Below are 13,653 nucleotides of genomic sequence, written 5' to 3'. Positions count from 1 at the left end.
CTGTGGCAGATGACACAGGAGGCCCAAATGCCCACTTTCACCGCGCTGACCACTTTGACTGGCAAAAAGGCCGCCGAGGGCTTGGGTGAGGCGATGGAGCGTCTGGAGCCTGAACCAACAGGTGTTGGTGTATTCGAGGTCGAAGACGGCTCGGGCCTTTGGGAAGTTGGGGGGTATTTCACCGAAACCCCGGACGAAACCGCCTTGGCGGTACTGGCCGCCGCGTTTGAGGCCAAGCCGTTTGTCGTCTCCGAATTGCCTGAGACCGATTGGGTCGCCCATGTTCGACGCGAGCTGGCGCCGGTCGAGGCCGGGCGGTTCTTTGTCTATGGCAGTCATGACGCGGATAAACTGCCAGAAGGCCGCATCCCGTTGCTGATTGAGGCAGCTATGGCCTTTGGGACCGGGCACCACGGTACGACATTGGGGTGCCTGAAAGCGCTGGATTTGCTGCTGGAAGAAGGCTTTGCCGCCACTAAGGTCGCCGATATCGGTTGCGGGACCGCCGTATTGGCTATGGCCGCTGCGCGGGTCTGGGACGGGGACATCATCGCAAGCGATATTGATCAGGTGGCTGTTGATGTCGCTGAAGCCAACCTGAAGGCCAATGGTATGGCCGGACAGGTAAAGTGTGTCGAAGCGGCAGGTTTTGATCACCCGGATCTGAAATCCCATGCGCCATACGACCTGATTTTCGCGAATATCCTCAAGGGGCCATTGGTCGCCTTGTCGCCGGAAATCGCCGCGAATCTGAGGGTCGGTGGTTATGCAATCCTTTCGGGAATCCTCAACGAGCAGGCGGATGACGTCATTTCCGTTTATCTTCAAAACGGATTTAATCTGTCCAATCTTTCCGAAATTGGTGAGTGGACAACGCTAATCTTAAGCAAACAGGGCGGAAATTAGACCATTTACAGGAGTTTTGTGGATTCTCGCCACGCTTTTGTCGCAATCTCAATCTACCGTCTAAACGTGTGAACGGGGGCGGTTTTTGGAGGCTGCCATGACTGGAAAACAACTGGAATTTGATCGGCGCATTAGTCGTCTGAACAAAAAGCACGCCAAGCTAAGCCGCGGCTATCGCGCGACGATGCGCAAGGATGGTCTGGTCGTGATGCGGCCGCAGCGTGTGCAGTCTGCCGTGCCTGCCAAGGTTCTGCTGCTGTGTCTCGTTGGCCTGTTTGCCTTCAAGACGTTTCTGCTGACAAGTCTCGGCTCGTCTGCCTATCAGTATCGGGTCGATAGTCTGGCTCAGGGTACGTCGGTTGAAAAAGCCGGTGCCTGGGTGATGCAAATTGATCCGCTCTCAGAACATATCTCTGCTCAGTTGGGTAAGTTCCTTCGCTGAGTTTCGTCCGCTCTGACTAGAAACGCCGCGCATTGAAAGATGCGCGGCGTTCTACTTCGCCCCCGAGGGAGGAGGAAGGGGCGAGTGAGTGGTGGGGGTGTGCTATTCCCTACCGACGACCTTCCGCGACGACATCAATGTCGCCTCGGCAAAGACCAATATCTTCGAGTTCGCGGTTCGTCAGGCGATTCAGAACGTTTCGGGTAACGCGGGCGTCGTTCCATTCGATAACGGCGGTGACAGCCGACGCAATAAATGCGCCGATACGGCCAGCAAGGCCGAACGAGCCAGTGGTGGCGCGGGTGGTATCCAGTGCAGCCATATCCTGTTTCCTTCTGGTTAAAGTTCATGTCTCGATCATTTGATCTGAGCGGCATCTAGTGATCTAAATCTGGCTATACAAGCGCAGAAATTGCATGTGTCCTATGCGTTTTCTGCAAGGCTAATATGGCGTGAAAAGCCCTTAATTTTATGGCCATTTTTCCGAAAGAAAACGTGTCGAAAACAGACTTTTCGCTGTCGCAATTTGACCAGTTTGTCGGACCCGGAACAGGGATGTCGTTTTTGGACTGCGGGTCAATACACTTGGAAAATGTTCATGCTTCGTGCTAATTCGGTTTAAAGATCACAAGAACCCGAGCAGGCCGAGGCAAAAAATGCGAATTCTGGGCATAGATCCGGGTCTCAGAACCCTGGGATGGGGCGTCATCGATTCGCATGGCAGCCGCCTGAGCCATGTCGCCAACGGTTTGTGCAAGTCAGATGGTGATGATTTGGGCGAGCGGCTGCTGTCTTTGCACAATCAGATCGTCGAGGTCATTGCAGAATACCAGCCCGAACAGGCGGCAATCGAACAGACCTTTGTGAACAAGGATGGTGCGGGCACGCTAAAGCTGGGGCAGGCGCGCGGGGTGGCGTTGCTGACGCTTGCGCAGGCCGGGCTGAGGATTGGTGAATATGCGCCCAACCGGGTGAAGAAAACGGTGGTGGGCGTTGGTCATGCCGAGAAAGAGCAAGTCCTGCATATGGTCAAGCTCCAGCTTCCGGGGTGCCAGCCCAAAGGCGCGGATGCCGCAGATGCGCTGGCTATTGCGATCTGTCACTCATATTACGGTGCAGCGCCCCAGGCGCGAATGAAAGAGGTTCGGGCATGATAGGGAAACTGACAGGGCGGCTGGACTACCGCGCGGCGGATCACGTTCTGATCGACGTGCGCGGGGTGGGATATATCGTCTATTGCTCGGATCGGACAATGGCGGCCCTACCGGGGGTGGGCGAGGCGGTCTCGATCTACACTGACATGGTCGTGCGCGAGGACCTGATGCAGCTTTACGGCTTTTTGTCGCTGGTCGAGAAGGAATGGCATCGCCTGCTGTGTTCGGTTCAGGGCGTTGGGGCCAAGGTATCCTTGGCTATCCTGTCGACGCTGGGACCTGATGGCGTAAGCCGAGCGATTGCGCTGGGCGATTGGGGCGCGGTGAAGGCTGCCAAGGGTGTTGGCCCGAAGACAGCACAGCGCGTCGTTCTGGACCTCAAGGACAAAGCGCCGGGAGTGATGGCGATGGGCGGTACGGTGACCGAAGCGATGGACGGCCCTGATCTTGAGGTTGTTGAGGCGGCCGAACCTGCGCCCAAACGGGTTGTCAAACCTGCGTCGGGGAACGCTGCGGCCTCTGCCGGTGCGTTGTCGGCCTTGTCGAATCTAGGGTATGGCCCGTCTGACGCTGCATCCGCCGTGGCTGAAGCCGCCGCCAGCCAGCCCGAAGCGGGCGAAGCTGATTTGATCCGCGCCGCGCTGAAGCTGCTGGCTCCGAAAGGCTGAGTGAATGGTAGACGCTGATCCCACCCTGCGCCCTGACCCTCTGCCCGAGGATAATGACCGCGCCCTGCGTCCGCAGGGGCTGGATGAATTCATCGGTCAGGCCGAGGCGCGCGCGAACTTGCGCGTGTTCATCCAGTCGGCCCGGCAACGGGGCGAGGCGATGGACCATACGCTGTTCCACGGCCCTCCGGGGTTGGGCAAGACGACGCTGGCGCAGATCATGGCGCGTGAGTTAGGGGTGAATTTCCGCATGACCTCTGGCCCTGTGCTGGCCAAGGCGGGTGATCTGGCGGCCATCCTGACCAATCTTGAATCGCGCGACGTGCTGTTCATCGATGAGATCCACCGGTTGAACCCGGCCGTCGAAGAAGTTCTGTACCCCGCGATGGAGGATTTCGAGCTTGATCTGGTGATCGGTGAAGGCCCGGCGGCGCGCACGGTTCGGATCGAGCTGCAGCCCTTTACTCTGGTCGGGGCGACGACGCGAATGGGCCTGCTGACCACTCCGTTGCGCGACAGGTTCGGCATCCCGACGCGGTTGCAGTTCTATACCGTGGATGAGCTGCACGAGATCGTCACCCGAAACGCTCGCAAACTGGGTGCGCCCGCTGACGACGACGGCGCGCGTGAGATCGCCCGGAGGTCACGCGGGACACCGCGTATTGCCGGTCGGCTGCTGCGGCGCGTGGTGGACTTTGCCATTGTTGAAGGTGACGGTCACATTACCCGCGATCTGGCCGATGGCGCGTTGACCCGGCTGGGGGTCGACAATCTTGGACTAGACGGTGCGGATCGGCGGTACCTGACGCTGATTGCCGAGAATTACGCAGGTGGACCCGTTGGCATCGAGACGCTCTCGGCGGCGCTGTCGGAAAGCCGCGACTCGCTGGAGGAAGTCATCGAGCCCTATTTGTTGCAACAGGGTTTGATCCAACGCACGCCACGCGGTCGGATGCTGGCGCAGAAGGCTTGGGCTCATCTTGGAATGGCCGCGCCCAAAGGACAAAGCGATCTGTTTGGTTGAAGCTGGACGCCATAGCTTTTAAGGGTTCGGGCAACCCATTTGCGACCACCGAGGATTGCGCGTGACACCCGAAGACATCCAAGCGTTGTTCACCCGCGAAAGCGGCGAGTTCCTGTTTGCACGCTGGGGTCGCCCCATCGTGCCCATCGTTTTTGGTGTGGAAGACGAAACGCTGGCGACCGTCAAAGGCGCGTTTGAAGCCGTCGTCACGCTTGCCGGTCACAAAATGGCCGAGACCGACCCGGAGCTGGGCGCAAACTGCATGGTCTTCTTCTTCCGCGACTGGAAGGAATTGCTTGAGGTTCCGGATCTGGATCGTCTGGTGCCAGATCTGGCCCCCTTGGTCGAGCGGCTGGTTGCGGCAGATGCCAATCAGTACCGTATCTTCAGGTTTGAAGAGGACGGGTCGATCCGGGCGGCGTTCGTGTTCCTACGGATGGACAAGGAACTGGCCAAAGTTCCGGCTGAAACCTTGGCGCTGAGTCAGGTGGTGCAGACGATCCTACTGTGGTCTGACGCTGCTTTTCGCAGCGCGTCGCCGCTGGCGATTGCAGGTGACGCGACGATACTGAGGCCGGACATTGCCGGACTGATCCGTGCGGCCTACGATCCGGTTCTGCCGGGCGTCGCGCAGGACCCATCGCACGCTCTGCGATTGTTTGCGAGGTTGGAGCAGCCGCAATGAAACATGTGTATCCCGTTCAGGTTTTCTACGAAGACACAGACATGGGCGGTGTCGTGTATCACGCAAACTACCTGAAGTTCATCGAGCGTGCGCGATCCGACTATGTGCGTAAACTGGGCAACGATCAGAACGCAATGCGCGATGCTGGTATTGTCTGGGTCGTCCGCAGGATCGAGGCGGATTATCTGGCTCCGGCCAAGTTTGAAGACGAGCTGATCGTGGAAACCGAAGTCGCTTCTGTGTCGGGTGTGCGGTTGACCATGGATCAGGTCGTAACACGCGACGGGACCGAGGTCTTTCGCGCGACAGTGACCGCCGTTTGCATGAATGCGCAGGGCAAGCCGGTGCGTCTTCCGGCAGAGATTCGCGCATTGTTGTAACAATTTGCGGGTCAAGGGTGGTTCTGTTGGCTTTTCATACCCAACTGCGTTAGCGTTTGGCAAAACAAGGCCAAAAGAACGGCCGTCAGGCAAAAACAAAGAGCAGGTTCATGGAAGCTGAAACGCTGGCGCTGGCGCAGGAGATCGACTTCTCCATGTGGGGGCTGTATGCCCGCGCGACCTTTGTCGTAAAACTGGTGATGCTGATGCTGATCGGCGCATCTATTTGGTCATGGGGCATCATTATCCAGAAACTCATCAACTATCGGGCCGCGCGGCGCGAGGCGCAGGTTTTTGATGAATCCTTCTGGTCAGGCAATCCGCTGGACGAACTGTTTGAACAGATTGGCACGCAGCCGGACGGAAGCTCGGAAAAGATTTTCGCGGCTGGCATGATCGAATGGCGCAGGTCCCACCGCACCGATGGAGGGCTGATTGCCGGGGCAACAGCGCGGATTGACCGGTCGATGGATGTGGCGATCGCGAAAGAGGCTGAAACGCTGCAAAAGGGGCTGCCAATCCTCGCGACGGTTGGCTCGACCGCGCCGTTTATCGGTTTGTTCGGCACGGTCTGGGGCATCATGAACGCCTTTATCGAGATTGCCGAGCAGCAGAACACCAACCTCGCCGTTGTCGCCCCCGGTATTGCCGAGGCGTTGCTGGCCACGGGTCTGGGGCTGCTGGCCGCGATCCCGGCCGTAATTTTCTATAACAAACTCAGCGCTGATAGTGACCGGATCGTAGGCGGGTACGAGGCGTTCGCCGACGAATTCGCGACCATCCTGTCGCGCCAGTTGGATAGCTGACATGGGGGCTGCGGTTCAGCAATCCTCGGGCGGGAATGGGCGTCGGCGCGGACGGCGTCGGGGTCGCGCCCAGCCGATGGCCGAGATCAACGTGACGCCTTTTGTCGATGTCATGCTGGTGTTGCTGATCATCTTCATGGTGGCCGCGCCTCTGCTGACCGTTGGTGTTCCGGTTGATCTGCCCAAAACTGCCGCCAGCGCATTGCCCGGTGACAACGAAGAACCGCTGACCGTGACGTTGACGGCTGACGGGCGGGTACAAATCCAGACCACGGATGTTTTGCGCGAAGAGTTGATTGGCAAACTGCGCGCAATCGCGGCAGAACGGAGCAGTGATCGCGTATTCCTGCGCGCAGATGGCGCGATCCCTTATGCGCAGGTGATGCAGGTCATGGGCGCGCTGAATGCGGGCGGTTTTTCCAATGTGGGGCTGGTGACGGATACCGGCGGCCCGACACTGGACGAAGGTGGAGAGTGAGGCCGCGCGGTGGATACCGGCACCAAGATCTCGGCGATCGCCCATGTGACTCTGATCGGATGGGCCTTGTTCGGCGGCACCTTTCGGTCCGAGCCTTTGCCTATGGCCGTGCAGGATGTTTCCGTGATTTCGGCTGAGCAGTTCGCGGCGATGACCGCTCAGCGCGATGCGCCCGAGGTGCCGACGCCATCGTCCTTGCAGCAGCCTGAAGAACCGCAAGAAAACACGGCCACCCCCGAACCCGTTGAGGAGGAACAGCCATCCTCGGAAGTTTCGGAGGCGGTTGTGCCAGAGCCGGACCCCGAGCCAGAGGCGGTCGAGCCGCCGCCCGAGCCTGTCGAAGTGGAACAACCCCCTGCACTGGATCCTCCGCCCGACACTGAAATTGCCGCATTGCCCGTTCCACCCGGCCCCGAGGCGCAGCCGCGCCCAGCGGACAAGGTCGCGCCCGAGCCTGTTGCTCCGCCCCCGCCCGAGGCGGCTCCGGATGATATCGAAACACCGGCCGTCTCACTGGACGAAGGCGCAGAAATCCAGCAGGAGCAGCAAGACCAGACCGCCCCGGTAGAGGCAACAGACGAGATTGTGACCGAGGCTGAAGAGGTCGATGAATATGCCCCCCGATCGTCTCCGCGCCCTCAGGTCCGTCCGAACCGGCCAACACCGCCAGCCCAGCCCGAAGTCGCTGAAACCGCAGAGCCCGAGACCCCGGCAGCCGACGAAAGCGCCATTCAGGACGCTCTGGCAGAGGCGTTGGGCCAAGGCAGCGAACCCTCTGGCCCTCCGTTGACCAGTGGCGAGAAGGACGCGATGCGACTGGCCGTTTCGCGGTGCTGGAATGTTGGGTCTTTGTCAACGGATGCGCTGCAGACTGTTGTTGTCGTGGCGTTTTCGCTGACGCCGGACGGCAAGGTGGTTGGCGGCAGTTTGCGCATGATCGACAGTTCTGGTGGGTCTGCCGGGTCCGCGAGTCAGGCATATGAGGCTGCCAGACGTGCAATTTTGCGCTGTGGGGCAAAAGGATACGACCTGCCTGCTGACAAATACGCGCAATGGCAGGATATTGAGATTACATTCAATCCCGAGAGGATGCGGATCAAATGATGAGATTTCTGACCAGCCTGTTGCTGGGCCTGACGATGCTGACGGCCCCTGCATATGCCCAGAACGGACCGCTGCGTCTGGAATTGGATCAGGGGATCATCGAACCCTTGCCCTTTGCCGTGCCCAGTTTTGTCCCCGATAACCCGGCTGCGGCCCAGTTCGCGCAGGACATATCGCGGGTGGTTGCCGCTGATCTAACGGGAACCGGGCTGTTCCGTGAGATTTCATCGGATGCGTTTATCAGCCGGGTCAGCAGTTTTGACGCTCCGGTTCAGTTTGCCGACTGGAAGGCCATCAACGCCGAGGCGCTGGTGACCGGCGCTGTGAATGTCTCGGGCAACAAGCTGACGGTGCGGTTCCGGGTGTGGGATGTGTTTTCGGGTCAGGAACTGGGCAACGGGCTACAGTTTGCGGGCACCACCGATGGCTGGCGGCGGATGGCGCACAAGGTGGCCGATCAGGTTTACAGCCGTGTGACAGGCGAAGGTGCTTATTTTGATAGCCGTGTCGCCTTTGTGTCCGAGAGCGGACCCAAGGACCAGCGCCTGAAACGTCTGGCGATCATGGATTATGACGGCGCGAATGTGCAGTACCTGACCGACAGCGCGGCCATCGTTCTGGCCCCGCGGTTTTCGCCCACCGGCGACCGGCTTCTGTATACCAGCTATGAAACCGGCCAGCCCCGCATCTATGTGTTGGACGTGGACCGCGTCCGCCGGACCGAGTTGAAAACGCAAGACGGCACCATGAGCTTTTCCCCCCGGTTCTCGCCCGACGGCCGCTCGATCGTTTATTCGCTGATTCAGGGCGGCAACACGGACCTGTGGAAGATGGACCTGGCGTCAGGGCAAAGCGTGCGTCTGACGAATACGCCTGCGATTGAGACCGCGCCCAGCTATTCTCCGGACGGGTCGCAGATCGTTTTTGAAAGCGACCGCTCGGGCACGCCGCAGCTCTATATCATGCCCGCCAATGGGGGCGAGGCGACGCGGATCAGCTTTGGTCAGGGGCGCTATGGCACACCTGTCTGGTCGCCGCGTGGGGATTTGGTTGCCTTTACCAAGCAAAACAAGGGCCGGTTCCATATCGGCGTGATGCGCACGGACGGCAGCGAAGAACGCCTGTTGACCTCGTCCTTCCTGGACGAAGGGCCGACATGGTCGCCGAACGGTCGGGTCATCATGTTCACGCGCGAAACGCAGGGCGCAAGTGGTCGGGCGACGTTGTACTCGGTGGATATTTCGGGACGAAACCTGCGCCCGGTGCGGACACCGGATGGCGGAAGTGACCCGTCATGGGGTCCATTGCAGAATTGATCGGGGCAGGGGCTTGGAAAAGTTCACAAAAAACCTGCACTGTGATACAGAGACGGCAATAAACAGATAATATGACGAGGCACCTGAAATGAACGTATTGAGCAAAGTTTTAGCTTTGGGCGCGCTGAGTGTGATGGCCGCCTGTACCAGCAACGATCCTTCGGCGCTGGGCGGTGGATTTGGCAGCGGCGCTAACGGTGCGATCGCGCCCGGTTCGCCAAGCGATCCGCGGTCACCGGCATATTTCCAGCAAACCGTGGGCGATCGCGTGTTGTTCACTGTTGACCAGTCAACGCTGACACCGCAGGCGCAAACGGTCCTGCAGGGCCAAGCGGACTGGCTTCTGGCCAACCCCGACTTTGCCGCGACCATCGAGGGGCATGCAGACGAACAAGGCACGCGTGAATACAACCTCGCCCTCGGCGCACGTCGCGCAAATGCGGCCCGCGAGTATCTGATCTCTCGCGGTGTTGCGGGTAATCGCCTGACAACGGTGAGCTACGGCAAAGAGCGCCCGATCGAGATTTGCAGCACCGAGGATTGCTATTCCAAGAACCGCCGCGCGGTGACGGTGCTGACCGGTTCAACCTTGGGGTAAGACGATGAGAATTGCAGGATGGGTTCTGGCCGCGGTCGTAGCGACCGCTGGAGTGGCACAAGCGCAGGATCAGCAGACTCTGGCCGATATCCGGCAGGAGCTGACGGTGCTGCACGTGGAAATTCAGCGTCTCAAGCGCGAGTTTTCAACGACGGGTTCGCCAGCGCCAAACCTGTCCGGCAGTTCAATTCTAGAACGTGTGGACGCGATCGAGGCTGAATTGCAGCGCCTGACGCGCCAGACCGAGCAGTTGAACCAGCGGGTTCAGAATGTCGTCACCGATGGCACCAACCGGATCGGTGATCTTGAGTTCCGTCTGGTTGAACTTGAAGGCGGCGATCTGAGTACGCTAGGCGAAACAACGACCTTGGGCGGCGACACAGAGATCACTGCGGCGGCTCCGTCCGTGACCCAAGAAACTCCGCTGGTCTCAGAGCAGGGCGAACTCGCGGTTGGTGAGCGTGCCGATTTTGACGCCGCTGCACAGTCTCTGGCCGACGGCAACTTTCAGGCGGCGGCCGAACAATTCGCGTTGTTTGACACATCCTATCCCGGAAGCCCTCTGGCACCAGAGGCTCACCTGAGGCGTGGACATGCGTTGCAGGGCCTGGGCGACACCCGCGAGGCTGCGCGCGCGTTTCTGGCCAGCTTTACCGGCGACTCCGAAGGCACATTTGCGCCCGAAGCCCTGTTTGAATTGGGGGCGGCACTCGGGCGGCTGGAACAAATTGATCAGGCCTGCATAACTCTAAGCGAAGTCGGTGTGCGCTTTCCGGGCTCGGCTGCGGCCTCGGCTGCGACGCAGGAAATGGCTTCGCTGGGCTGTTCTTGACCGAAATTTCAGACATCTTGCGATCCGAGATCAGGGCGCGGCTGGGAAGGGACTTGCCAGCCCGTTTGGGCGTTGCCGTATCGGGTGGTGGTGACTCGGTCGCGTTGCTGCACCTGCTGAGCGATATCGCCAGAACCGAACAGATCGAGCTTTTCGCAGCGACGGTAGACCACAGGCTGCGCGACGAATCCGCAGACGAGGCCGAGTGGGTCGCCCATCGTGCGAAGTCTTTGTGCGTGCCGCACGAAACGTTGATCTGGCAGCAGTGGGATGGGCGCGGAAACCTTCAGGATCAGGCGCGGCAGGTCCGTTATCAATTGCTGACGGACTGGGCGCATCGCAATGGAATTGGCTCGATTGCGCTGGGTCACACTGCGGACGATCAGGCCGAAACGTTGCTTTTAAGGTTAGGGCGGGCTTCGGGCGTGACGGGCCTGTCCGGGATGGCCAGAGTGCGTAAAACGGGCGGCATAGACTTGCTGCGACCGATGCTGGGCGTCACGCGCGCGCAGTTGCGTGCGTACCTTGCGGACATAGACGCCGATTGGATCGAAGACCCCTCGAATCACGACAGGCGATTTGACCGGATCAAGGCCCGCGATGCGTTGAAGACTTTGAGCGATATTGGAATTTCTGCCCAATCTTTGACCCGTGTCGCCGAAAATCTTGCCCAAGCGGACGAGGCTTTGGCTCTCTATACGCAGGAATCCGCAGGGCGAGTCCTCATCGCGGATTCTGGCGATGTCTGTATCGACAGGGTGAAGTTTTCGGTTCTTCCGGGTGAAATACAGCGCCGTCTGCTGGTTGGCAGTCTGGCATGGATCGCCGGTGCGGGATATCCACCGCGCCGTGCGGCCACAGATCAAGCAATCGCCGCGATTTTAGAGGGCGAACCCAGCACCATCGGTGGCTGTATGCTGATCCCAAAAGGCAATAATACGTGGATTTGCAGAGAACTAAACGCGGTGGCCGACGAATGGTGCGCAATCGGAGAGGCGTGGGATAAACGCTGGATTTTGTCCGGCCCCCCTGCATCCAACGCGCGTATTGGACCGCTCGGAGAGGTCGGCCTGAACACTGTAGAAGGATGGAGAGCGCTGGGAAAGCCGCGCGCGGCGCTACTGTCCACTCCGGCGGTGTGGGATGGCGATGTATTGCTGTCTGCGCCCTTGGCCGGCTTTGGCAATGGGTGGCAGGCCAATTTGGTGCAGAATAGGTCCGAGTTTCACTGTTCGTTTTTATCGCATTGAACCTGCTTGAATCATCTCTATTTTAAAGAGCAACTCGGTAGACCCCCACCTGCCGAAATCTTTTGGGAGATTTTTCTTGGGCAACGCTCGTAACATCGCCTTCTGGGTCGTTCTGTTTCTGCTGATCCTTGCACTGTTCAATTTGTTCAGCGGAGCAGGCGGAACGCTTCAGAGCAATGAAAGAACCTATTCCGATTTCGTGACCGCTGTTGAAGGAGGCGAGGTCAAGAATGTGACGCTGGATGGTGAGCAGATTCGCTATACCACTCAAAGCGGCGCAAATTATGTGACGATCAAACCGGGTGACGCCGAAGTCACCAAGCTGTTGATCGACGAAAACATTCCGGTGCGCGCTGAAAAACAGCAACAGTCCGGTTTTCAATCGTTCCTGATCACCTTGCTGCCCTTCCTGCTGCTGATCGGTGTCTGGGTTTATTTCATGAACCGGATGCAAGGCGGCGGCAAAGGCGGCGCGATGGGCTTTGGCAAGTCCAAGGCCAAGATGCTGACTGAAAAGCATGGCCGTGTGACCTTTGACGATGTGGCTGGCATCGACGAGGCCAAGGAAGAACTGGAAGAGATCGTGGAATTCCTGCGCAACCCGCAGAAATTCAGCCGTCTGGGTGGCAAGATTCCAAAAGGCGCGCTGCTGGTTGGCCCTCCGGGTACGGGTAAAACGCTGTTGGCGCGTGCGATCGCGGGTGAGGCGGGTGTGCCGTTCTTTACCATCTCGGGCTCGGACTTTGTTGAGATGTTCGTCGGTGTGGGTGCATCACGTGTGCGCGACATGTTCGAGCAAGCCAAGAAGAATGCGCCTTGTATCGTCTTTATCGACGAGATCGACGCCGTAGGTCGCCACCGTGGGGCCGGGTATGGCGGTGGCAACGATGAACGTGAACAGACCCTCAACCAGTTGCTGGTCGAGATGGACGGGTTCGAGGCCAATGAAGGCGTCATCATTCTGGCGGCCACCAACCGTAAGGACGTTCTGGACCCAGCTCTGCTGCGTCCGGGCCGGTTTGACCGTAACGTAACCGTCGGTAACCCTGACATCAAAGGGCGCGAGAAAATCCTGGGCGTGCACGCGCGCAAGACGCCTTTGGGTCCCGATGTCGATCTGCGCATCATTGCGCGCGGGACGCCGGGGTTCTCGGGTGCTGATCTGGCGAACCTCGTGAACGAGGCCGCGCTGATGGCGGCGCGTGTTGGTCGCCGTTTCGTCACCATGGAAGACTTTGAGAACGCCAAGGACAAGGTGATGATGGGGGCCGAGCGCCGCTCGATGGTGCTGACTCAGGACCAGAAGGAAAAGACCGCCTATCACGAGGCCGGTCACGCCGTGGTGGGTCTGACCCTTCCGTTGTGTGATCCTGTCTACAAAGCGACAATCATTCCGCGCGGTGGTGCGCTGGGTATGGTTGTGTCACTGCCGGAAATGGACCGCCTGAACTATCACCGTGATGAGTGTGAGCAGAAGCTGGCCATGACAATGGCAGGTAAAGCTGCTGAGGTGATCAAATACGGTGAGGATCACGTGTCGAACGGCCCGGCCGGTGACATCATGCAGGCTAGCCAGTTGGCCCGCGCCATGGTGATGCGCTGGGGCATGTCGGACAAGGTCGGCAATATCGACTATGCCGAAGCGCACGAAGGGTATCAGGGCAACACCGCTGGTTTCTCGGTCTCGGCCCACACCAAGGAACTGATCGAAGAAGAGGTAAAGCGCCTGATCCAGCAGGGTTATGAGCGCGCCCACCAAATTCTGACGGATCAGAACGAGGAATGGGAGCGTCTGGCGCAGGGTCTGCTGGAGTATGAAACTCTGACGGGCGACGAAATCAAACGTGTCATGAACGGTGATTCACCGACTGAAGGTGACGACGAAGGCGGCAGCCCTGATGAGGGCAACGCGCCAAGCGTTACCGCCATCCCGAAAACAAAGGTCAAGAAATCTCCGCCCGATGGCGGGATGGAGCCGGAACCGACAGCATAACGAAAAGACCCGGGTTC

General features: G+C 59.3%; 16 protein-coding genes. 15 read left to right on the top strand and 1 reads right to left on the bottom strand.

The genetic code is table 11. The features are described from left to right. Window positions 1-27: 27 nt before the first annotated feature. Window positions 28-906: a 50S ribosomal protein L11 methyltransferase gene (locus tag ACR0B7_RS03920; protein WP_170484502.1), complete on the top strand. Its 879-nt coding sequence runs from the start codon at window positions 28-30 to the stop codon at window positions 904-906. A 97-nt stretch (window positions 907-1,003) separates the two neighbouring features. Beyond that, window positions 1,004-1,348 carry a hypothetical protein gene (locus ACR0B7_RS03915; RefSeq protein ID WP_170484504.1) on the top strand — a complete coding sequence of 115 codons (345 nt, stop codon included), beginning with the start codon at window positions 1,004-1,006 and terminating at the stop codon, window positions 1,346-1,348. 109 nt (window positions 1,349-1,457) lie between these two features. Here ACR0B7_RS03915 and ACR0B7_RS03910 read toward each other — a convergent pair whose 3' ends face one another. After that, window positions 1,458-1,670, bottom strand: coding sequence for a DUF1127 domain-containing protein (locus ACR0B7_RS03910; protein WP_170570030.1), 213 nt, complete (start codon window positions 1,668-1,670; stop codon window positions 1,458-1,460). 334 nt (window positions 1,671-2,004) lie between these two features. Between ACR0B7_RS03910 and ruvC the strand changes: the two genes are divergently transcribed. The 13 genes from ruvC to ftsH all read left to right on the top strand — a co-directional run bounded on the left by ruvC (window position 2,005) and on the right by ftsH (window position 13,636). After that, window positions 2,005-2,502, top strand: coding sequence for a crossover junction endodeoxyribonuclease RuvC (gene ruvC / locus ACR0B7_RS03905; protein WP_170386237.1), 498 nt, complete (start codon window positions 2,005-2,007; stop codon window positions 2,500-2,502). After that, window positions 2,499-3,170, top strand: coding sequence for a Holliday junction branch migration protein RuvA (gene ruvA, locus ACR0B7_RS03900; protein ID WP_170484508.1), 672 nt, complete (start codon window positions 2,499-2,501; stop codon window positions 3,168-3,170). The genes ruvC and ruvA overlap by 4 nt, the downstream gene beginning before the upstream one ends. A gap of 4 nt (window positions 3,171-3,174) precedes the next feature. After that, the gene (gene ruvB, locus ACR0B7_RS03895) at window positions 3,175-4,194 is read left to right on the top strand and encodes a Holliday junction branch migration DNA helicase RuvB (protein ID WP_170484510.1); all 1,020 of its coding nucleotides are present in this window, start codon (window positions 3,175-3,177) and stop codon (window positions 4,192-4,194) included. Window positions 4,195-4,255: 61 nt separating this feature from the next. Beyond that, window positions 4,256-4,879 (top strand): hypothetical protein, encoded by a 624-nt coding sequence (locus ACR0B7_RS03890; protein ID WP_170386247.1) that lies wholly within the window; start codon window positions 4,256-4,258, stop codon window positions 4,877-4,879. After that, entirely contained in the window at window positions 4,876-5,259 is a 384-nt protein-coding gene (gene ybgC, locus ACR0B7_RS03885) for a tol-pal system-associated acyl-CoA thioesterase (RefSeq protein ID WP_170386250.1), read from the top strand. Before ACR0B7_RS03890 ends, ybgC begins: the two co-directional genes overlap by 4 nt. Window positions 5,260-5,369: 110 nt before the next feature. After that, window positions 5,370-6,065 carry a protein TolQ gene (tolQ, locus tag ACR0B7_RS03880; protein WP_170484512.1) on the top strand — a complete coding sequence of 232 codons (696 nt, stop codon included), beginning with the start codon at window positions 5,370-5,372 and terminating at the stop codon, window positions 6,063-6,065. A gap of 1 nt (window position 6,066) precedes the next feature. Then, window positions 6,067-6,543 carry a protein TolR gene (gene tolR / locus ACR0B7_RS03875; protein WP_152457226.1) on the top strand — a complete coding sequence of 159 codons (477 nt, stop codon included), beginning with the start codon at window positions 6,067-6,069 and terminating at the stop codon, window positions 6,541-6,543. A gap of 9 nt (window positions 6,544-6,552) precedes the next feature. Continuing rightward, window positions 6,553-7,647: an energy transducer TonB gene (locus ACR0B7_RS03870; RefSeq protein WP_170484514.1), complete on the top strand. Its 1,095-nt coding sequence runs from the start codon at window positions 6,553-6,555 to the stop codon at window positions 7,645-7,647. Continuing rightward, window positions 7,644-8,963, top strand: a complete 1,320-nt coding sequence (tolB, locus tag ACR0B7_RS03865) for a Tol-Pal system beta propeller repeat protein TolB (protein WP_170570036.1) — start codon at window positions 7,644-7,646, stop codon at window positions 8,961-8,963. Before ACR0B7_RS03870 ends, tolB begins: the two co-directional genes overlap by 4 nt. 88 nt (window positions 8,964-9,051) lie before the next feature. Beyond that, the gene (gene pal, locus ACR0B7_RS03860) at window positions 9,052-9,561 is read left to right on the top strand and encodes a peptidoglycan-associated lipoprotein Pal (protein ID WP_170386262.1); all 510 of its coding nucleotides are present in this window, start codon (window positions 9,052-9,054) and stop codon (window positions 9,559-9,561) included. Window positions 9,562-9,565: 4 nt separating this feature from the next. Next, a complete protein-coding gene (ybgF, locus tag ACR0B7_RS03855) occupies window positions 9,566-10,393 on the top strand; it encodes a tol-pal system protein YbgF (protein WP_170484518.1) in 828 nt (275 codons plus the stop codon). After that, on the top strand, window positions 10,390-11,643 hold the full coding sequence (gene tilS, locus ACR0B7_RS03850) for a tRNA lysidine(34) synthetase TilS (RefSeq protein WP_170484521.1): 1,254 nt from the start codon (window positions 10,390-10,392) through the stop codon (window positions 11,641-11,643). The genes ybgF and tilS overlap by 4 nt, the downstream gene beginning before the upstream one ends. A gap of 76 nt (window positions 11,644-11,719) precedes the next feature. Further along, window positions 11,720-13,636 carry an ATP-dependent zinc metalloprotease FtsH gene (ftsH, locus tag ACR0B7_RS03845; RefSeq protein ID WP_170576695.1) on the top strand — a complete coding sequence of 639 codons (1,917 nt, stop codon included), beginning with the start codon at window positions 11,720-11,722 and terminating at the stop codon, window positions 13,634-13,636. Window positions 13,637-13,653: the final 17 nt, after the last annotated feature.

Source organism: Ruegeria sp. BB6, from assembly GCF_056539385.1.
The sequence above is the reverse complement of the archived record's forward strand: the minus strand, read 5'-3'. Positions and strand labels throughout refer to the sequence as shown.